General features: G+C 33.5%; 25 protein-coding genes. 12 read left to right on the top strand and 13 right to left on the bottom strand.

Annotation, left to right across the window (positions count from 1 at the left end):
- The first annotated feature begins 466 nt into the window (after nucleotides 1-466).
- The 7 genes from ACTQ54_RS02590 to ACTQ54_RS02560 all read left to right on the top strand — a co-directional run bounded on the left by ACTQ54_RS02590 (nucleotide 467) and on the right by ACTQ54_RS02560 (nucleotide 4,194).
- On the top strand, nucleotides 467-1,246 hold the full coding sequence (locus tag ACTQ54_RS02590) for a YdhK family protein (RefSeq protein WP_441754354.1): 780 nt from the start codon (nucleotides 467-469) through the stop codon (nucleotides 1,244-1,246).
- Nucleotides 1,247-1,368: 122 nt separating this feature from the next.
- Nucleotides 1,369-1,845, top strand: coding sequence for a nucleoside deaminase (locus ACTQ54_RS02585; protein WP_441754352.1), 477 nt, complete (start codon nucleotides 1,369-1,371; stop codon nucleotides 1,843-1,845).
- Between the two features lie 34 nt (nucleotides 1,846-1,879).
- Nucleotides 1,880-2,632 carry an SDR family NAD(P)-dependent oxidoreductase gene (locus tag ACTQ54_RS02580; RefSeq protein WP_441754350.1) on the top strand — a complete coding sequence of 251 codons (753 nt, stop codon included), beginning with the start codon at nucleotides 1,880-1,882 and terminating at the stop codon, nucleotides 2,630-2,632.
- Nucleotides 2,633-2,744: 112 nt separating this feature from the next.
- Nucleotides 2,745-2,867 carry a hypothetical protein gene (locus tag ACTQ54_RS02575; protein WP_441754348.1) on the top strand — a complete coding sequence of 41 codons (123 nt, stop codon included), beginning with the start codon at nucleotides 2,745-2,747 and terminating at the stop codon, nucleotides 2,865-2,867.
- Between the two features lie 72 nt (nucleotides 2,868-2,939).
- On the top strand, nucleotides 2,940-3,197 hold the full coding sequence (locus tag ACTQ54_RS02570) for a hypothetical protein (protein ID WP_441754346.1): 258 nt from the start codon (nucleotides 2,940-2,942) through the stop codon (nucleotides 3,195-3,197).
- Between the two features lie 291 nt (nucleotides 3,198-3,488).
- The gene (locus ACTQ54_RS02565) at nucleotides 3,489-3,893 is read left to right on the top strand and encodes a MerR family transcriptional regulator (RefSeq protein WP_441754344.1); all 405 of its coding nucleotides are present in this window, start codon (nucleotides 3,489-3,491) and stop codon (nucleotides 3,891-3,893) included.
- Entirely contained in the window at nucleotides 3,877-4,194 is a 318-nt protein-coding gene (locus tag ACTQ54_RS02560; protein WP_441754343.1) for a hypothetical protein, read from the top strand. The genes ACTQ54_RS02565 and ACTQ54_RS02560 overlap by 17 nt, the downstream gene beginning before the upstream one ends.
- A gap of 64 nt (nucleotides 4,195-4,258) precedes the next feature.
- On the opposite strand, the gene ACTQ54_RS02555 is transcribed toward ACTQ54_RS02560, so the two are convergent.
- The 3 genes from ACTQ54_RS02555 to ACTQ54_RS02545 form a co-directional block, all read right to left on the bottom strand.
- Entirely contained in the window at nucleotides 4,259-4,936 is a 678-nt protein-coding gene (locus ACTQ54_RS02555; protein WP_441754341.1) for an RluA family pseudouridine synthase, read from the bottom strand.
- 179 nt (nucleotides 4,937-5,115) lie between these two features.
- Complete coding sequence (locus ACTQ54_RS02550; RefSeq protein ID WP_441754339.1) at nucleotides 5,116-5,325, bottom strand: helix-turn-helix transcriptional regulator; 210 nt, start codon at nucleotides 5,323-5,325, stop codon at nucleotides 5,116-5,118.
- Between the two features lie 269 nt (nucleotides 5,326-5,594).
- On the bottom strand, nucleotides 5,595-6,506 hold the full coding sequence (locus ACTQ54_RS02545; RefSeq protein ID WP_441754337.1) for an aminoglycoside phosphotransferase family protein: 912 nt from the start codon (nucleotides 6,504-6,506) through the stop codon (nucleotides 5,595-5,597).
- A 243-nt stretch (nucleotides 6,507-6,749) separates the two neighbouring features.
- Between ACTQ54_RS02545 and ACTQ54_RS02540 the strand changes: the two genes are divergently transcribed.
- Nucleotides 6,750-7,136 (top strand): hypothetical protein, encoded by a 387-nt coding sequence (locus ACTQ54_RS02540; RefSeq protein ID WP_441754335.1) that lies wholly within the window; start codon nucleotides 6,750-6,752, stop codon nucleotides 7,134-7,136.
- Nucleotides 7,137-7,260: 124 nt separating this feature from the next.
- Here the strand turns inward: ACTQ54_RS02540 and ACTQ54_RS02535 are convergent, their stop codons facing one another.
- The 3 genes from ACTQ54_RS02535 to spxB form a co-directional block, all read right to left on the bottom strand.
- On the bottom strand, nucleotides 7,261-8,514 hold the full coding sequence (locus ACTQ54_RS02535; protein WP_441754333.1) for an amidohydrolase family protein: 1,254 nt from the start codon (nucleotides 8,512-8,514) through the stop codon (nucleotides 7,261-7,263).
- A complete protein-coding gene (locus tag ACTQ54_RS02530; protein WP_441754331.1) occupies nucleotides 8,498-9,436 on the bottom strand; it encodes a DMT family transporter in 939 nt (312 codons plus the stop codon). The genes ACTQ54_RS02535 and ACTQ54_RS02530 overlap by 17 nt, the downstream gene beginning before the upstream one ends.
- Before the next feature lie 556 nt (nucleotides 9,437-9,992).
- Nucleotides 9,993-11,774, bottom strand: a complete 1,782-nt coding sequence (gene spxB / locus ACTQ54_RS02525) for a pyruvate oxidase (RefSeq protein WP_441754329.1) — start codon at nucleotides 11,772-11,774, stop codon at nucleotides 9,993-9,995.
- 858 nt (nucleotides 11,775-12,632) lie between these two features.
- Here spxB and ACTQ54_RS02520 point away from each other — a divergent pair.
- A complete protein-coding gene (locus ACTQ54_RS02520) occupies nucleotides 12,633-12,791 on the top strand; it encodes a YdeI/OmpD-associated family protein (RefSeq protein WP_441754327.1) in 159 nt (52 codons plus the stop codon).
- 75 nt (nucleotides 12,792-12,866) lie between these two features.
- Complete coding sequence (locus ACTQ54_RS02515; RefSeq protein ID WP_441754326.1) at nucleotides 12,867-13,265, top strand: hypothetical protein; 399 nt, start codon at nucleotides 12,867-12,869, stop codon at nucleotides 13,263-13,265.
- 88 nt (nucleotides 13,266-13,353) lie between these two features.
- On the opposite strand, the gene ACTQ54_RS02510 is transcribed toward ACTQ54_RS02515, so the two are convergent.
- The 5 genes from ACTQ54_RS02510 to ACTQ54_RS02490 all read right to left on the bottom strand — a co-directional run bounded on the left by ACTQ54_RS02510 (nucleotide 13,354) and on the right by ACTQ54_RS02490 (nucleotide 18,560).
- Complete coding sequence (locus ACTQ54_RS02510; RefSeq protein WP_441754324.1) at nucleotides 13,354-13,950, bottom strand: hypothetical protein; 597 nt, start codon at nucleotides 13,948-13,950, stop codon at nucleotides 13,354-13,356.
- Between the two features lie 880 nt (nucleotides 13,951-14,830).
- Nucleotides 14,831-15,610 (bottom strand): DUF1295 domain-containing protein, encoded by a 780-nt coding sequence (locus ACTQ54_RS02505; RefSeq protein WP_441754322.1) that lies wholly within the window; start codon nucleotides 15,608-15,610, stop codon nucleotides 14,831-14,833.
- Nucleotides 15,603-17,369: a DegV family protein gene (locus ACTQ54_RS02500; protein ID WP_441754320.1), complete on the bottom strand. Its 1,767-nt coding sequence runs from the start codon at nucleotides 17,367-17,369 to the stop codon at nucleotides 15,603-15,605. Before ACTQ54_RS02500 ends, ACTQ54_RS02505 begins: the two co-directional genes overlap by 8 nt.
- A gap of 1 nt (nucleotide 17,370) precedes the next feature.
- Complete coding sequence (locus ACTQ54_RS02495) at nucleotides 17,371-17,766, bottom strand: DUF2177 family protein (protein WP_441754319.1); 396 nt, start codon at nucleotides 17,764-17,766, stop codon at nucleotides 17,371-17,373.
- Nucleotides 17,766-18,560, bottom strand: a complete 795-nt coding sequence (locus tag ACTQ54_RS02490; protein ID WP_441754317.1) for a TspO/MBR family protein — start codon at nucleotides 18,558-18,560, stop codon at nucleotides 17,766-17,768. Before ACTQ54_RS02490 ends, ACTQ54_RS02495 begins: the two co-directional genes overlap by 1 nt.
- Before the next feature lie 155 nt (nucleotides 18,561-18,715).
- On the opposite strand from ACTQ54_RS02490, the gene ACTQ54_RS02485 reads away from it, so the two are divergent.
- A complete protein-coding gene (locus ACTQ54_RS02485) occupies nucleotides 18,716-18,952 on the top strand; it encodes a helix-turn-helix domain-containing protein (protein ID WP_441754315.1) in 237 nt (78 codons plus the stop codon).
- Between the two features lie 374 nt (nucleotides 18,953-19,326).
- A complete protein-coding gene (locus ACTQ54_RS02480) occupies nucleotides 19,327-19,692 on the top strand; it encodes an integrase core domain-containing protein (protein WP_441754422.1) in 366 nt (121 codons plus the stop codon).
- Here the strand turns inward: ACTQ54_RS02480 and ACTQ54_RS02475 are convergent.
- Nucleotides 19,682-20,050: a TIGR02328 family protein gene (locus ACTQ54_RS02475; RefSeq protein WP_441754313.1), complete on the bottom strand. Its 369-nt coding sequence runs from the start codon at nucleotides 20,048-20,050 to the stop codon at nucleotides 19,682-19,684. The two genes, ACTQ54_RS02480 and ACTQ54_RS02475, sit on opposite strands and share 11 nt — an antisense overlap.
- Nucleotides 20,034-20,423: a YbgA family protein gene (locus ACTQ54_RS02470; RefSeq protein ID WP_441754311.1), complete on the bottom strand. Its 390-nt coding sequence runs from the start codon at nucleotides 20,421-20,423 to the stop codon at nucleotides 20,034-20,036. Before ACTQ54_RS02470 ends, ACTQ54_RS02475 begins: the two co-directional genes overlap by 17 nt.
- Between the last annotated feature and the right edge of the window lie 26 nt (nucleotides 20,424-20,449).

The raw sequence follows: 20,449 nt of genomic DNA, 5'->3' as shown, positions 1-20,449 counted from the left end.
ACCGTCGTTTAAGGTTTTCACTTAGTCTAGTTTGACATCGATCGGCACATTAGAATTATATTTTTCATTTGAGACGAACAAAGATTGAGAATCCGGTGAACTATCTGCAATAGGTGTGACGACTAAACTAATTTCGTTGACGAAGTCAGTACTTAAAAAGGACCAGTTGGTACCCCTCCTCCGTCCACCAACTCATCAATACCAAAAATCACCTTTATTTTCATAGCGGTTAATCGTAAATCAATGATTTCTTCGACTGCTAATATATAAGATATTTCTTTTTCTAGTAAAAGGTGAGTTCATCAGTCTATCCTTCCTTTTCATTAGATTAAATTCATTTTAACATTAATCTAATCTTCTTGTTTGAAAAATTAGCTGGTTTCAACTTCATTGTCCCATAAACAAAGCATATCATTTGATTAATATTATAATGTTGATACAATAAAATTAAAGGAGAGGATATAATATGAAAAACATTTTAAGAAAAAGTTCGCTTGTTCTATCCGCTGCATTATTAGTTGGTGTGAGTGCACCGACTATTTACACAACTTTTGCCCAAGAAGAAACTGAATCAACCGAACAAATGGATCATGAAATGATGGAGCACGATGACGAAGGACGTTTACCTGCTAACATCAAATTAGACCGTGAGTCAACTTACAAAGCTGGAGACACCGTTTTAGTGAACGCTGATCATATGTCAGGTATGAATGGTGCAGAAGGTGTTGTTGTAGCAGCCTTTGATACAATTGCTTATGAAGTAACTTATACACCAACTGATGGTGGAGAAACAGTTGCTAATCATAAATGGGTTGTCCACGAAGAAATAGCTGGCACAAACAGCCGTGATGAAGCCGATACTCCACTTGAAGTTGGAGCGGAAGTTACATTAGAAGCTTACCATATGGACGGTATGGAAGGTGCGACAGCGACCATTGATTCAATAAACGAAACAACTGTTTATCTGATTGATTACACAGACACTGAAAGTTCAGAATTAATCATAAACCATAAATGGGTAACGGAAGATGAATTAGAAGCGTTAGAAACTGAAACAACGACTGAAGTTGAATCAGAAACCGACACCACAACGTCTGAAACTGAAGTTGAATCAGAAACCGAAGAAAGTTCTGAAGAAGCAAGTTCAGCAGAAGAATCAACCGAAGAAAGCGCAGAATCAACGTCTGATGCAGAATCAGAAGAAACTTCTTCTGAAGAAAGCGAAAGCACTGAATCAGAAGAATAATTCAAAATTTTAGAGTGAGAGTTCATTCTCACTCTTTTTTTGTCAAATAAATATCACTGCTACCTTTTAAAAGATGACTTTATTATTAACTTTGTTAGAATGAAGTAAAGGAGTGGTCTCATATGATAACAGATAAAGATTTAATTTACTTAGAGCGTTGTGTGCAATTAGCTGAAACAGCCCTAAACGAAGGGGATGAACCATTTGGTTCTGTCTTAGTTTCAAAAGATGATGAAATTTTGTTTGAAGATTATAACCATGTTTCTGGTGGCGATTCAACACAGCATCCAGAATTTGCGATTGCTCGTTGGGCTGCCGAAAACCTTTCCCCTGAAGAAAGAAGTCAGGCAACTGTTTATACATCTGGTGAACATTGCCCAATGTGTTCAGCCGCTCACGGTTGGGTCGGTTTAGGTCGAATTGTTTATGCGAGTTCTTCTAAACAGCTACAAGAATGGCAAAAAGAATTAGGTATCGAACCTTCCAATGTAAAAAATCTTCCGATTCAAGATGTGATTCGAAATGCTGAAGTAGAAGGACCTGTCGATGAGTTAGCACAGCGTGTGAAAGAACTTCATATTAAATTATATAATAAATAAATCAGAGATATTTATTTAAAGGAGGATGGTATTGATGGGTAAATTAGATGGTAAAGTCGCCTTAATTTACGGTGGTACTTCAGGTATCGGTGAAGCTACTGCCCTCTTATATGCTCAAGAAGGTGCGAAGGTTGCGATTGTTGGGCGGAATGAAGAACGTGCCAATGCTATTTTAGACAAGATGAAGCATTTTGATGCTGAAGCGATTTTTGTAAAAGCCGACCTGAGTGATAGTCAGTCAATTAAAGATAGTGTGAAAGAAACGGTTGACCATTTTGGTACGATCGATATTCTTTATAATGGTGCTGGAATTCTTGATAATTACGATCCCATTCAAGATACGGATGAAAGTCTATTTGATCAAGTGATTCAATTAAATCTGAAAGCTCCCTGGCTGGCTACCAAAGAAGTTGTTCCTTATATGATTGAACAAGGTTCAGGAGTGATCATTAATATTGCTTCTCAAGCAACGGCTATGGTGGGGGTTGGTGGCACACCTTATATGTCTAGTAAATATGGCTTGGTAGGCATGACCCGTCAATTAGCGCATGAACTTGGTCCTAAAGGAGTTAAGGTAAATGTTCTGTCGCCAGGCTTCATTGATACGCCAATGACAGAGAGCGTAACAGATAAGCGCCTTGAAAAATCGCCACTTGGTCGTCCAGGTAAACCTGAGGAAATTGCGAAGACTGCCCTCTTCCTCGCCTCATCAGATTCAGATTATATTCACGGAATTAACCTGATTCAAGATGGTGGCTGGACTTTAGGTGGTTATCCAGTAGATTAACAAATTAAAACGTAAGAATTTCATTAATTTTGAAGTTCTTACGTTTTTTTGTATTTAAGCCTAAACACTTTAGCTATAATAATATTAATTTGAAGTTAAAGAGGTATTTAACTTGAAAAAATATATTATGTCTTTACTTATTTTTGTTGTCGCAGTGCTTTTTATCATATTTGGCGTGCCACTCATTGCTTACTTCAAAATTAGTCATTATAATCCTGATGCAGAAGCCAAATAAGCATATTTAACGGATGTAGAAAATCTAGCTTCTGTGGAAACTGTTTACCAATATCATTATGATGCTAACACATTGAATTTTCATCAAACCGATAAAAATTTTACGCATGTTTCTCCAGAAGACTACTCTGTCTATATCGAAAATGTACGACCAACTCGTATTGTTCAACAAATTGGATGGCGCTTTTCGCCTTCAAGTAATAAATACTTCCATTACTTTGATACAGGACAAGTTGCTACAGCACCGTTCAATTATTTGCTTGTGAAATTTTGGGATACAATGATTCATTCAAAACTCCGGTCCAATCAATTACATAAACTACACATTTAAACGGTCCTCTTTAGATATTTCATGGGTCTTTAAAGACGGCAACGACTACGTAAGTGTCACTGCAAAAGTAGATTTTAGCGAAGCATCCGACATGAGTAGTCTGGAAGATTTAAGTTCGTTGCCGGTTACCGAGATAAAAATTACCGTAATGCAGGGATCAGATGGTATTCTAAATACAAATGCTTTTCTAGCAAGTCCTTCAATCATAAATAAATATCTCTGCTCCAAAGCCTTGACATGGAGTCAACTCCATGTTGTATACTTCAAACATATTAGTTTAGGAGGTAGATAATGAAAATGTCAGAGGTTAGTCAATTAACAGGCATCTCAAAAGATACTTTGCACTATTATGATAAAATCGGACTGCTTCAACCACAACGAAATGGCTCTCATCGAGACTATCAAGACACTGATTTGGAAACAATCGAATTGATCCAAATCCTAAAAGACGCTACATTTTCACTGGATGAAATTCGCTTGTTATTGGATTTAGATAAGCAATACTTGACGATGGAGAGTATATTGCAAATGGAAACGAATGATATTGAAGATATTAAAGACTTATTGGCGATTAAGTTAGACCAAATTGAGCAAAAAATGAATCGACTATTAACAGCCCAGCAACTCATCAAAGGCATGCATGAAAAAATGGATCAACTTTCAAAAAGGAGTCATCAAAATGAATCAAATACTTAATATTGCCTACTATGTCTTTGTCATTGCTTACAGCTTACTAACAATGCTTGCAGCATACCAGGATATCAATCTCCAAGGTTTTCAATATTGGCACAGTTTTTATTTTATAGGCGCTATTTTATTACTACTTGCTTTATTACCGTCTATGCCACACTGGTTTTTGCCAGTTGCTTTAGTACTTTTTGTTATTATCGCAACTGTGAATGGTTTATTAACCAATAGCTTTCAGTGGACACATATCATTGTCAGAACTGTTATTAGTTTAGGGCTTATTTTAATTTGGTATCAATTTATAAAATAAAAAAGAGGGAAAGATCGAATTGTCTCCTCTCATTACATTTTTATATTTTCTGTTGCAGTGATATTTATTCAAAGTCCCAAAGATTCCATGGGAATGCATCTTTTGGTAGGGACCGAACGGTCACATCGCTTTTTAATGTAGGATGTTCGAGTGACAGTTGATGTGCCCAAAGGGCAATTTGTTGGCCGACTTTGTTCATTTCTTGGCCGTATTTTTGGTCACCCCAAATCGGATGTCCCATCCCTGCCAATTGCACCCGAATTTGATGTGGGCGACCAGTATGAAGTTGCACTTCTAATAATGATAGTTTGCCATTTGATTGCAAAACTTTGTAATTTAAAATGGCTTTCTTGCCCTGTTTGTGGTTGGATGAGACAATCGACACAATATTTGTTCGGGTATTTTTGAATAAATAATCCACCAGTTGTCCTTCAGATTTTTGTGGTTGTCCGTGAACGACAGCATAATACTTGCGTGTCATGGCGTTTCGACGGACTTGATCCGACAAGCGTGAAGCAGCCTTCGAAGTTTTCGCAAAAACCATGGCACCTCCAACAGGCCGGTCCAAGCGGTGAACCAACCCCAAATAGACATTGCCCGGTTTGTTGTAGCGTTGTTTCAGATCTTCTTTTAATATCGTTAATAGGTCCTTGTCTTGGCTTTGATCCGATTGCACGGGTATATTTACCGGCTTTTCAACCAATAATAAATGATTATCCTCAAATAAAATTGGCACGTCCATGTCAATCTTCTCCTTTTTAATCATAATGTATCTATACTAGCATGAATAAAAAATAAAGCACGTTATATTTTTAAGCATTTTTGCATGATTTGACCTTATTATAAGCATCAAATTAAAAAATTGATTACAATAAAAAAACAGCATGGATTTATTCATACTGTTTTTAGTTACTATTCTAATTAGTTATTGCCTTTATTTTCTTCCAATTCAAATAAATCTTCTACGGTTGTTTCAAGAAATCGCGCCATTTTCATCGCAAGTTCCAAAGTTGGATTGTATTTGTTATTTTCAACGGCTATGATGGTTTGCCGCGTTACCGATAATTGCTTGGCTAATTCTTCTTGAGTTAATTTCTTCTGTTTTCTTAATTCTTTAATTTTATTTTTCAATTTATCGTTCACCTATTTAAATATAAAAAAATTAATCTATTTTCCAGTAAACTCTGCACCAATTCCATCTCATTTAAACACCTTTTATAAATGTAAATATCTCTTTACATTCACTAATATAATTCTCATTTGAATAAATATCAAGTGTTCTTCACTAGGGATTTATTCAACCCAAACCACGATAGAAAGCATATACGAGTTAACATTCTTTAACTCGTAATCAAAACGAGTTAACTTTCTTTAACTCGTAAGCACTTCAGATTTATCATTTATTTCTGATACCAGTTCGGAATAACATTTTGCAGATTACCATACCAATTTAACACATCTTCAGCTTGCTTAAGCATTGTATTAATTTCAGTTTCTCCAAAAGGAATTGCCCACGGGAGAGCAGAAATTAATCTAACACACGAATACAAAGCAAGCAATTTCCAAAATTGTAATGGAACAGGACCGTTAAAATAACCGTCAATGATACCCGATGCAAATTTTGGAGATGCCTGAACACTCCAAACAATATTACTAAATTCTTCCCAAGGATCACCGTAGTCGCTGCGATCAAAATCAATAATAACGATATGATTCTCTTCTATCATCATATTACCGATATGAAAATCACCGTGTTGAAAGGTTTGAGGTCTTTTGTAAATCAAATGACGATTAGCTTCTATAAAGTGTTTAATATTCTTATCGTCTGAAAATTTAATTGGACATTTTTCATAATGCTCCATTTTTAGGTCTAATTTAGCACTATATCGCTGGTCCCAACTTGGTAAATTTTTTGGCGCAGGAATAGAATGAATTAATTTTAGCATTGCGCCAGCTTCAACACCTAATAAATATTGTTCTTCGAGCTTAAGTTGAGGAATAACTTCTTCAGCATCTTCGCCATTTACCCAAGATTGAATCATATAGACAGCTTCATCACAAACACCAAAGTCAATCGGATTACACATATTAACACCTAGATCAGCAAGTTGTTGTTGAATATGAAATTGCTCTTTACGCGCTGTGCTTTTTTCATTAGAACTTATTCGCAAAAGATACTTACTGCCGTCTTCTGTTCTAATGCAAAACTTTTTATCAGATGACCATCCCTTATGAATAAGTTCTTTAGAAATAATACTTAAATTACGAATTGTTTTAATGTCAGTTCGATAATTACTCATTTGAAAATCCATCTAGTCTCCCCTTTTGTCTCATTATTCATTTTAACGACTAGTAATCATATTAATATTTTACTACTTAATATTCAAATGTTACTCTAAGCATTTTAACAACGATATGTTAAAGTAAAATAAAGTCTTTGAATTGAGTGATAATTATTTAAGAAAAAGGAGGATTTAAATGATAAATGAAAACTTGACCCTTACGAAGAATGGCGATTAACTCCAGAAGAACGTGCTAAGGATTTGGTTCAACGGATGACAATGGATGAAAAAGCTGGCATGATGATGATTAGCTCGCAATCGATGGGGAAATCTCAATTCTATTCGTCTAAGACCAGTCATTATGGGTTTCTAAATCAAGAAGTGCTTGAGGTTGGATCCAATATTTTTGTAAGGAAAAAATATAGGTCGACTTATAGCATTGACTTAGCTGATGCTCTTATTGTGAATTTTGAAACATATGTTGAAGCACAATTGGTTGTTATGACTGGTAAAGTATCACCATCCGGTAAACTTCTAATCACCTTCCCTAAAAATGCTGAAGTGATTGCAGTAGATGAAAATGGCGAATGTGTTTCTCCAAATGATGTCCCTGGTTATGATAAAGATTTGTATACCAGATGGCATGACGTACGCCTATAAAGATGTGGATGGATATGTGTATAAATTGAGACACGGACTCCGCTACTAAGCAGAGATATTTATTAAAAAAGAAAAAAATCCCAAAAGTTTAAGTGTAGCACTCGCTTTTGGGACTTTTCTTATTTTATAGACTTACTTCTACGTCGTAAACGCGTTCTTGTTTTTTGAATAAATACTCTCCGTTACGAACAGAAGCTAGACATTCTACACGGTTTCTTTGTGCTTCAAAAGCATCTGGTGCATCTAGAACGATAAAGTTCGCTGGTTTACCTTCTTCTAAACCATATTCTTCTTCAATCTTCATTAATTTTGCACCATTGTAAGTGATAAGGTCAAAGTTGCGTGGGAAGTCTTCTTCACGCATTAATTGTGCTGAGTGGATACCGTTATCTAAAATGTTCATTAGATTTCCGTTTCCTGCTGGATACCATAAGTCAGCAATTGAGTCTTGACCGAATGCTACGTTAATGTTGTTGTCAACAAACTCTTTCACACGTGTTAATCCACGACGTTTTGGATATGAATCTTGACGTGCTTGTAGGAATAAGTTTTCTGTTGGACATGACACAAAGTTCATTCCTGATTGACGGAATAAACCAAGCATACGGAATGCATATGCATCGTCAGCTGAACCGAATGAACATGTATGACTTGCGGTCGTTAAATCACCACGTCCAACTAGCATTGCTTCTGCGTTTAGAGCCTCTACAAAGCGAGCTTGTGTATCGTCCGTTTCATCACAGTGAACGTCAATTAATTTATCATACTTAACAGCTAAACGAACAATTTCTTTAACTGCTTTTTCACCTAAATCACGCGACCATTCATTATGTGGAATACCTCCAACACAGTCTGCACCTAATTGTAGTGCTTCTTCTACTAAGTCACGTCCAGTCTTTCCATCTTCTTCAAATGAGTACATACCGTTTTGTGGGAAAGCAACGACTTGGATTGTAACCTTGTCTTTTAATTCATCACGTACTTCAAGAGCCGCTTTAATTCCTGTTAAGTTAGGATCGGTACAGTCTGTTTGCGCACGAATATACTGCGTTCCATAACCAACTACGTCACGAATAGCAGCGTACATACGCTCTTTCATTTCTTCTTTTGATGTACCTTTCTTGAAGTCATTCCAAATATCAATGGCTTCGAAAAGTGTTCCTGATTCGTTTTTAGCCTTATCTGTTTTACCAGTCATATAGTAGTCTAAGTGTAGGTGTGAATCAACATATGGAGGTAATACTAAACGTCCGCCAAGATCGATTACTTCATCAGCGTCACCTAAATTATTACCAATGGCTTTAAATTTTCCATCTTCAACTAAGATTTCAGTTGCATCATCATGTTTGTAAATTTTTGCATTAATAAACTTCTTCATTTATGTTCCTCCCAATTGTTTTTTCAGGTTCTTGATTCATTATATAAATTGAAGCTAACATTAAAATAATTCCTAGAACACCAACCCAGTTCATCGATTCGTTAAACATAACAACACCTAACAATGTGGCAACAATTACCTCTACTGAAGAGATTACTGGTGCTTTTGAAGCATCGATGTTCATTGACATCCCTTTCAAATAGAACAGGTTTGACATTGCGCCTGTAACAACCGCATTCGCTAAAGCCCAGAAGAGAAATTCAGTATCCATGAATAAAGCGACGTTCTTTGCTGACCAAGGTTGTGAAAAAATACCTTGCGTGATTGTAGAAAACAGCAACATATAAAAAGTCATTGTTAAAGGATCTTCTGAGTCTCCAGAAATTTTAGCCATAATCGTATTGGATGCATGTAAAAATGCCGCTGTAAAACCTAGGACAACACCAAACGGTTCAACATTTAATTTTGAAAAATTACCTAAAGTAACCATTAAAAAAACCCCGCTTAAGTTCATTGCCAAGGCTAAGTAGTTATTTGTATGTAATTTTTCTTTAAAGACGATCATCGACAAAATTGCCGCAAACACCGGTGCCGTATAAAGTACGACTGCAGCCGTTGATAGACCTACCGTTGCTATACTGGTATCATAAGCCATTTTGAAGAATCCTTTTGTCACAACTCCCATTACTAAGGCAAAAAGTAATCCTTGCTTTGAGACTTTAAAACCTTTAAAGCCTTTTGTTAATAAAATGGCTACTGCTATTATAGGTAGAGCAAATACGTGACCCGTAAAGCCCGTTAATAAGGAAGAAGCCCCCATTTGGGTCATATTGGTAATATATATACCACCTGTCCCCCACCCTGCACCGGCTAAGAATACTAATAAATAACCAAAATTTATTTTACTTTTAATCTTATCCATCCCATCACCACCTTCACTATAAAATTCACTTTGTGAACTTTTCTGTTAAATAGTTCCACAGACACTCACAAATACTATTATAACAGCATTTAAATAATAGTCAAACTAACATTAAATATCACAAAGCAGAAAATGTGTTTTAAATTTTTTATAAGAAACAATTAGTAATTTGATAGAATAACTGATGTGGGATGGGAAAATTCTTGAAAATGGATGGTTATAATAAATAAAATTAATTACGGGGGTTGATTGGGTATCTTTTGAGTAGAAGAAGGTATTTTATTGTCAGTCAATGGGATATTCAACCGACATAAAAACTGTTATTGTAGGTCAACAGATGAGTTCACAGACATTAAGTAGCTGTTATGTCTGTTTCTTGCCAAATAAAAGCTATTTTTGGTTCAGTCAAGTTCCTTGAAGAATGAAAAAGTGAAAACTGCCAATAATTTTACCTTAATATCCAATAAAAAAACAGAAACCACTAACTCATAACTGAAATAGTGATTTCTGTTTTTTTTATTTAGCTGAAACTTGTAATTAAATTTATATTCGCGCTTTATATTATCACTTTGGATTTTAGTCCTTCGGCTTCTAAAAATTCACGGAAAGGAACTAATTCTTCCGCTTCATATTTTTCTTTATAGGCTTTAATTTCTTCTTCATTATATAAAGCTGGATCTAATTTTAATGATTCTACTGGAATTGGACGGTCTTTTGTGATTTTAGCATCAATAACAACAGTATTGCCTGCTTTATAAGCTGCAACCGCATCTGCCATAACTTGATCCATATCTTCAATACGTCGAACCGTAAAACCAACTGCTCCTTGTGCTTGAGCAATTTTTGCGTAATCTACATCTCCGAAGTCAGTACCAAAAGTATTGGTGTTAGTATCCTCATATTTATTTTTGATGAAACCATACTCGGTATTAGTAAATACAACATTAATAACTGGCATATTGTATACAACGTTGGTCACCACATCTGGGTAAGTCATTGAGTAGGCACCGTCTCCCATTAAGTTCCAAGCTTGACGATCTGGGTATACGTTTTTAGCTGCAATCCCACCCGGTAAAGCAATCCCCATAGATGCAAATAACGGTGAGGTTCTCCACATATTTTTTGGTGTCATATGTAAATGACGAATAGAGGTTTGTGTTGAGTTCCCAACATCAATCGAATAAATAGCATCTTCATCTGCATATTTATTAATCGCATTGTATACTTGATAAAGTTGCAGAGGGCCGCTTTCTTTTGTTTCTAATTTTGTCATATAGTCACGCCAGTTTTGAATGTTTTTCAAGTTGGCATTCCACCACGCCGATTCTTCAACGGCGGTTACCTTATCTAATAACATATGAACAGCTTCACCTGCATCGCCAAGAATCGCCACATCAGCATTATGACGTTTACCAAGCATGGCAGGATTATTATCAATTTGGATGAAGTTTTCGATGTTTGAAAAAGTACCTTCTACTTCAGCAAATGGGAAATTCGAACCAACAAATAGGACTGTGTCAGCTTCTTTAACCGCTTCGTTAGCAGGTTTCCAGCCGACACGATAAGTTGAACCTGTTAACCCTTCAAAGTCCCAGTCGAAAGTTTCATAGTTTTTACCAGTCGTAATGATAGGCGCTTTGATTTTTCTAGACAATTCTTGAACGGCTGGACCATGTCCCATGGTTCCGATACCCGCATAAATAACTGGGCGTTTAGAGTTATTTAATACTTCTACAGCAGCATCAATATCTTTTTCATCGATAGCTGAAGAGATGAAATCGCGGTAACTATGACCTGAAGAATAAAATGCATCAGCATCCATTTCATAGAAACCAAAGTCTCCAGGGACTTCTAATACCGCAACGCCTCGTTTAGAAATTGCTGTACGAATTGCATCATCAATCATTTTAGGTAATTGCTCTGCATAGGCAACACGTCGATTATAAACAGCGATATGATCAAACATTGGATTTTGATTTAGCTCTTGGAAGGCATCCATATTTAATTCTTTTTGAGGACGTGAACCTAAAATGGCTAAAACAGGAGTATTGTCCATGGCTGCATCATAAAGACCATTGATTAAGTGAGATGCACCAGGTCCACCCGATCCAACACACACACCTAATTTCCCGCCATATTTCCATTGCATAACCGCAGCCATAGCTCCAACTTCTTCGTGCTTCACCTGTAAGAACTTAATGTTTGTATCTTTTTGTTCTCCCAACGCTTCCATTAAAGGAGCCAGCGTACCGGATGGAATACCATAAATAGTATTGATTCCCCAACCTTCCATGACTTTTAATGACGCCGCACTGATTTTAATTTTTCCTTTTGACATACGATTAAACCTCCAAATTATTCTAATAAAACTGTTAACTATATTATTCTAATACTTATTTGATAGTTAGGCAAGCGACTGTCTTATTGAATTTTTTTATGGAGCTTTCTAAATCAATTTTCAGCAGAAAATCACGTTAACATCTAGTAATTGATTCTAATTATTGTTAAAATTAGCGTACCAGAACCCACTACGTTCCCTGCATTCAAAAGCTAGTGGGGCTTTTTTTTGTATACTCAAATTATTTTTCTAGCATACAGCCAGACAATTAATATTAGTTTAAACTACTTAAATTTAGTTGATGCGCTTCAATCTCTCAATTACATTCTTCATTTCAGTAACATCCTCTTGAGCATAATACTGACCTGGATATATTTTTTCTTTGTTTTCACATCTATAAAATTATTCAGTTTATTATTTTCCACATCTATTTCTATGTCTTTAATATCTTCCCATTACAGCAAATAAATAACTATGCCATTGATTCTGGCAAGATAAGTTGACAAAAGAAAACCAAAGATAATCGTAAATGATAATAATATACTTGGTATGGTTAGTTTTACTGCATATAGACATTCTGATTTTATTTTACATGCTGAATGCTTATTAAAAAAATACTATTTTGATTAGACCCTAAATTACAATTTCTTTAATCATTTTTCACCCTTCAATTTTAAAACAATCCTGCAACTCATCAAGCTGTGCTTGATTCTCCTAATAAATATCACCTGATATTTACTCAAAAAACAAGCTGCTTGCCATGTAAGATTGACCTTCTAACTTGACTAGCAGCTTTATTTATTTTGAGAAAGTCAATCAACTGCTCCGAGTCAGCGTGTTGCAGATTATGAAGAAAAGGTGGTTGATGTTAAAACATTTTTGGCTGATTATCCAGAACAATTAGGATTCTTTCAAGAATTAACGGCTGGATACCAAAAAGGCTGGGCACCTTATGTCTTTTCAGCTAAGCAGCAGAAAACGAAAGATGACCGGAAAACCCAAATGATTGATATTTAAGCGCAAGGTTATAAGTCTATTGAATTATTTCGTCAAAAAAATAAATAACTAAATCTAAAAAGGAGTTGAAAGAAAATGGAAAAATTATTTGATGAAACTTTTGGTACAGAAGACGGTTCAAAAACAAGCCGTAATATTTGGTATGGTTATGCAGAGTTAGCTGAGGAGGGTGATATTGGAAATGTGTTAAAACTCGACGAGCTTGTCATGAGTGAATTAGGACAGATTATCCAAAATAACTTAGCAGAAACAAAGGCATCCAAACCTACTGAAACGAATTGGTATTTCTATGGCAATACTCAAACAAAAGATGCGATTAACGACAGTATTCGACCTTCGATTATGGTGCGGGAGAAAGATGGTGCGTTTGTCGTCCATTGTAATTTCAGTGATCATGACTTTGCTATTAAACTTGACCATATTTTGGATTTTAAAGAAGCGTTTGAGGAATATTTACTGAATAAAATAGATTAGAAATATATAAGAATCCTACTTTATGTGCATTTTTTAAAGTGCCAATGAGTAGGATTTTTTGCTATATGTATTTATGTTCATAAATACATTATTCCTTACCGCAGTCAAAGCAGCGCTTGTCTTGATCGTCTTCTCCATACATACGCAGTTCTTTTTCTTCTCCACAACGATTGCACAACTCAAAGTAGATTTGTGGCAAGATTCCTTCTTCAGCTAAAGGAACCCACTCGGCTTCATATAAAGACTTAGTCATGCCATAATCGATAAAAACAAGTTTGCCTTCATCATCTAATCCAAAATTACCACTGTCTTTTAAATCAAAGCAATCGAAAGTTTTATCTAATACATTTAAAGTTTGCACAAATGAATCAGGGATTAAATGCGCATGTTCCTTCAAATCTATTTCATACGATTGATTATCGATTAGTTCTAAAGGTTTGTAGTACTTTTGTATCGAAATATGATCATCAACATAAAATGTTTGAGCTAGTAATGAATCTTGTGATTGTTTAGCCATTGCTGTATAAATTTCAAATTCATTTTTAGATTGGTCGTACCCCAGCGGGTGGATATTGACTTTGATGACATAATCCGAAACGTGATAAGCTTTTCTTGTCGAACCTATCCCCACAAAATTCTCTTCATTACAGTACTGTTCCCAATTTTCAATTAATTCCGCAAGCATTCCATCCCTCTTTCGATAGCGATATTTATTAAATATGTTGTCGTTTTTCAAGTCTTTAGCTTCCGTTTGATTCACCACCATTTAGATTTTGTCTCTGTAATGCCCCTTACTGAAAGAGATTGTTCATTGGGTAATCCCTTGTAGATGTATTTCAATAATTTTATGATAATTAATCATAAAAATACCTCCTGTAACTTATTTTTATAAAAGCTCATACATAAAATAAGTATACAATAGGTTATTAATTTGGACGATTGTTTTCGCACTCAGCAGACGATTACTCCGCATTCAGTGGACGAAATCCATCGCCGTATTTATCCATAGGTATATTCGTTTTTTTATTTAAGAAGTGCCAGTTTAATGAAAAATAAGTGTATAATTTTCCTGTACATAATCTACTCAATGAAAAACTAAACATCATCTGAAAAAAAATCGCTTGATAAAGACGATAAAAGTTTTTAAACATAGAACCAATATAATTAACGTCTAAGAAATTAGAATCAAAAAAAGCATTTGTATTATCTAAAAGACAATAACATTGTATTATAGATGAAAAAAGTTCTTATGCTTTCGACTTGCTCATTTTGTCAGCCTAATTCATGAAGTTATGGTTGTAATATTTTTGAGTCACAATTTTTCAGTTTTTATTTGTTACGAATTGTTACTTAATTTTTTTTCATTAATACCACACACTCAACATGCCTCGAATGTATAACAATCTAAAGAATTTGACTTTAACCGTAAGGTGGATATGTCATAAATGTTTTTGGTGCTTTTGCATTTTATGGGTTCTAGCAAACTGATTGTATTTTCAATTATTTCTATTTATTATTGAATACCATATAAAATAATTCATATCTCATTATTTCAATTATTTGTTTTACTCCTTATCAGACTTAGGTGGTAGAGGTATAAAAACACTTGTCCTTCTCTTGTACTTTTTCCAATCTTCTCTACCCTCGTATTTCTTTTCAAGTAATGGGACACCAGATACAAATCTAACTAGTAAAGTAATCACTATAGGGCTAAAGATTAACCAAAGATTATTTAAATTAGATATGGATATAAGATATATCCCCCACCATTGAGTTGCTTCTCCAAAATAATTAGGATGTCTAGTATATGACCACAGTCCTATTGTCATCAATTTTCCTTTATTTTCAGGTTTAGATTTAAATTCTTTTAATTGTTTGTCACCTAATGATTCAAAAATAAATCCAACAATCCACACAATAAGACCTATAAATGTTAAAGAAGATAATTTAACATTTCCACTTATATTAATAAATATTACCGGAAAAACAATAATAATACATAAAATAAACTGAACTAGATACATTCTAAAAAAGAAATATAAATCGAAATTTTTACCTTTATATTTCTTTCTATAGTCATCATATCTAAAATCTTCTTTAGCTCCTATATTTCTTTTTGTTAAATGGAAAGTAAGTCTAGATCCCCAAACAAAAACAAGCCCGGTCATCAATAACCCAACATCACTCTTATTTTCAGATAGTAAATATGATACTACTGAAGCTAATATAAAAGCAGCTCCCCATAATACATCAAGCAAATCATGCTTATTTTTTTTCTTTCCAATAAAATAAACAAATACAAAACTAACAAATACAATACAAACTGTTAATAAAATTTTATTCATAATTCTCCTTTAATTGATATCCAATCGCTATACTCCCATCTCCTGAGAAGTTTTCAATAATAGAAGATGCTTCTGATATATACAGCGGTGGAAATCCTAATCTTTCAATTAAATATTCTTCTAATTCTTTAGCCTTATTAAGGTTATTTACATGTACTAAAGCATAAGATTCAATCTTATCTTTATTGTCTTCTATTTCTTTTAATAGATTAGCATAATTACTTTTTTGAGTAAAAGCTTTCTTATTAATAGATCCATTACCATCTTTGTCTATTGTAACAAGGGGTAGAAATCCTACTTTTTGAAGTAACCATCCTATTTTTTTATTAAGCCTTCCAGATTTTATCATCCCATCCAAATTTTTAAGACTTACGAATATCTTGTTTCTACTAATAATATTTTCTATATAATTTATTAGTTCATTAAAACTATAACCTTCTTTTATTTTATTGATAGCGTGATATGCAACTTGTCCCTCTGCCACAGAGTTTAATTTTGTATCTATGATTTCTAATAACATATCTGGATTGTTTTGCTTAAATTCTAAATATCTTTCATAAAGACCCGACATTTTAGAAGATACGGTTAAAACAATAATATGCTTATGTCTTTTTGATATTGGTTCTAGAAAATATCTTATCTCTGAAATGTTTGTCTGTGAAGAAGTTACTTTTTTATATTTAGATAAATTTTTTGGTGCACTTACCTTATCTTGATATGATACACCCTCAACCATTAAATTTAATGGAAGCATATAAACAAAATCGGGCAAGTTGTCTATAGGTAAGTCAGCAATGCTATCGATTACAATACCTATATCCGAATCTGATTTTTTAGATAATCTTTGCTGTAAAATCATATCATCAGCTTTTACCTCAATTATTTCTCCTAAATCACTGAGAATTTCTATAATTTGTCTAGGCTCATTTGTATGAATATGTGTTCTTCTATAGTTTTTATTTTCTGTAATAACAATTGAATCTCCATACTTTTTTAATAAATTTTGTAGATTACTCTTCTCGATATACTTGTCATTTCTCATTAATACTTCTGTACAATACCTAAAATTATCTACTATGTGAAAATCAAATTTATTTGTTTTTACTTCTTTATTTATATTTATATAATCAAGATTATTTTCATTAGCTTCTTTTCCATTGATACCGTCAATAAACCCTCTTACAAAATACATAAATCCAAGTGCCCCAGCATCTACTTTATGAATACTTGTTTTCGATTTTAAAGTGTACTTTGTTTCTTCTACAGTTAATTTAAGTTTTTTATATGATTCTTCGAAGATTGATTCTACGTGCCTCTGCTCATCTCTATATACTTTTAAGTTTTCATAAAATGTTGAAAAAGCCGTTAAAATAGTACCTTCTACTGGATTCTCTAATGCAGAATAAGCATACTCTGATCCAAACCTAAAACATTCTATTAACTCTGATGTGTTGATAACTGTCTTATCAGGACATCCTTCCTCTAGCCCTTGAAAAAATTGAGAAAATATCGCACCTGAATTTCCTCTAGATCCTTTAATGGCTGCATCACTTACTATTCTAAGGATATCCTTAACACTTTCTTTTTTTCTAATTTCTTTTTTTATTCTTTGCATTAAATGGTTTAAATTTTCTCCAGTATCATTATCGGGCACTGGAAAATAGTTAATTTCGTTTAAATAGTTTTTATTTTCTTCTATTTTTTCTATTCCTAGAAGTATTGAGTTATAAATCGTACTGCTTAATATTATTTCCTTCATATCATAACCCAAATACTTTTATTAATTTAATGCAGATTCCTGAAGTAATCCCTGTCACAAATGCTCCCCAAATTAAATCAACTACAGTAACTATAGTCGGCCAATTTTTAAGTGTAGCCATATTTGTCAGATCATATGTCGCATACATTACAAGACCTAAAAATGATCCCAGTAATAATCCTTTAATTAAATTTCCACTGTCTGCATAAGGATTTACAATAAATACTAAAATTGCTAGCACATACAAGCAATAAAAAATAGCCGCCGGAATAAAGTTAACTTTATCCGCCATTAAATGACCAATGTTATTTTTATAAAATTTAGGCGCAACTAGTCCAAGCCAAGCTGAATCAATTACTAAAAACACAGCAAAAATTATTAAATATCTTTTTATCATTACTTTTTCTCCTTTTTTATTACACAATAATTATTTCTTTTGAATTGTATTATTGAAGCTATCAATAAAGCTATTATTCCAAAAATAATAACTGGTTTAATATATTGAGCATAGTTTGCTTGATTACCTTCTCTATTAAGTTCATTGAATATTCCAAAGTATGCCCATGCAATCGGCAAAGGATAAATAGCATTATTCAATTTAATATTAATACCTAATACTATAAATATTGAAATAAATAGTATAACTGGAGCCCAAATTGCAGGCGAAATTCCTAATCCATTCCATTCAACACTTACTAAAAAAGCGGATACATTTACAACTGTAGCAATGGTTAGCCAGCCTGCATATAATCCGAAGGCAATGCTTGTAAGCCTAAAAGATATTTCTCTTCTATTTTCAACCAACTTTTTATTAATCGTAGTTAAAGAAATCAGAAGCATGAATATTAAGACTGTTGAAATACCAATTTTTTCATACGAAAATGTCACAATCCATAAAATATTTAAAATAGAACTCAATAAGAATATAGGTGTAAAGATATTAATTAGTTTTTTTACACTTGTTTCTTTTTCTTTAATTATCATCATTATTAAGCTAAATAAAACTAGTAAATATATAAGTCCCCAAATAGAAAAAGTAAATGGAGCAGGTGTTATTAGTGTATGATACTTATCCGAAACTGCTTTTTGACTCATCCCATTAATATAGCCTAAAGATCCTAAAGCATTGATAAATAAAGTTACAATAAATACAATAAGGTTAATCCATGATTTCATCTTTGTGTTTTTCATATTAAATCTCCTTAATTAATCTATTTGTTATTTTTTGTGATAGTCGTTTATATGCTAGGCGATAATACGATAATACATATGTGACATAAAACTAAATAAAAAAGGAAGCTTCTGGTACGCTAGGTATGACTGTTACAAAGTGAAAGAAGCTTTCTATGAAATTAACTATAACTGAAGAGATGCGTTACAGAAAGAAAGTAGTTGAATTTGCGATAAAACATGATAATAATTCAACAGCCGCAAGAAAATATGATAAGAGTCGCCAGAACGTTAAAAGGTGGCGAGATCGCTTTGATGGGACATGTGACAGCATCAGAAATAAAAGTCGACGCCCCCATTCCCATCCTAATCAACATACATCGGAAGAACTGTTGTTGATTAAAAAGAAGTAGCAACGATATGGTCATGAAGGCTTGGCTGAAGTTTATGTGCCATGTCAGCGAAACGGCTATAAGCGTAGCTACGACTCATTGTGTAAAACAAATATGCAAAAAAGTTTGATTCCTACGAAGACCCCATCCACTAAAACTTATCCTTAATCAAAATAGAAACCAACTCATGTCGATTATCCTGGTCAAAAGGTTCAAATTGATATTAAATATGTTCCCCATCATTGTATTCTGTGGAATAGTTATGGGAAGCGATATTACCAGATAACATCAATTGATGAATATAGTCGAAAACGCGTCTGTCGAATAGTTGATGAAAAGAGTGTCACGCAGACAGCGACCTTTCTTCTAGATCTGGAAGAGCGCTTCGGCTTTAAATTGAGACGATTCAAACAGATAATGGCGCAGAATTTACTTACCACGGATTATCAGTCGATAAACTTAGTGTTTTTGAAGAAGTACTTGGTTCGAAAGTAATTGAACATAAACGCACACGTCCATATTCACCTTGGCAAAATGGGATTGTTGAGCGAAGTCACCGAAAAAATGGTAAACGATTCTATCAACGTAACTTTCATTCCAAAGAGGAGCTCCTTGCTGCTCATCAGCGGTATGTGAACCGAGGCAATAATGTTCATCGAAAGTGTTTGAATTTTATGAGTCCTAATGAAGCTGGTAATATATTTAATATGACTTCTAGTTTCCTTAAAAGAAAAATATCTTATACAATATTTATATTTTAAAATGTATTCCCTTACTTAATAAATTTTGAATACATTCATCCATATATTTCTTATCATGCTCTTTATACATTGGATTACCAGTAACTTCTTCTTTTAAATCATTATATCTAATTGCAGTTTTACCTCTGTAATCTTTATCTTTCCATTCTTTAGAAATCTTGTATCCTCTTTTTGTCATTTCATTCATTACTAGTAAGTGATATTTATACAAATAATAAGGAGAATATTTAAATACATAATTTACAGTCTCATGTTTTCTACCCCATCCATTCCCCCTAAGAGCGCAACATTCTCTATGTTGACCCAAAAGTTGATTTCTAGGTAATAAACTTATTAATTCTTCATGCCATAATCTCATTATCTTCCCCTAAAAGTAATCTAGAATTTTTTAAGTATTCATTTGGATATTTTTCAAGGAGTTTATTTATATATTTTATTATGTCAATTTGACTTGCCTTATCCAATTTATAGTTTTCCAACAAATTAAATAATGTACTTTTTTCAGTTTCTGATGCATCTTTCTTAAAATATCCCCAAATGTGCAGAATGGCATTTTCGAAATCTTTTTTACTATCTTTAATTAATTCAACTTTTCTTATTTTTTCCTTTAGAACTTGAAAGTTTAAATCATCATTTTTTAGATATTCTCGAATCTCTAAATATACTTTATGTGACTTGCTTAACACATAATATTTATTTTTTGCCCACATTTCGTAACAATCTTTTTTCATTTATCCCTCTCTAAAATAGATTATTT

Origin of the sequence: Fundicoccus sp. Sow4_H7, assembly GCF_052115865.1 — a bacterium.
Taxonomy (GTDB): domain Bacteria; phylum Bacillota; class Bacilli; order Lactobacillales; family Aerococcaceae; genus Fundicoccus_A.
This window is presented reverse-complemented; position numbering and strand designations above follow the sequence as displayed.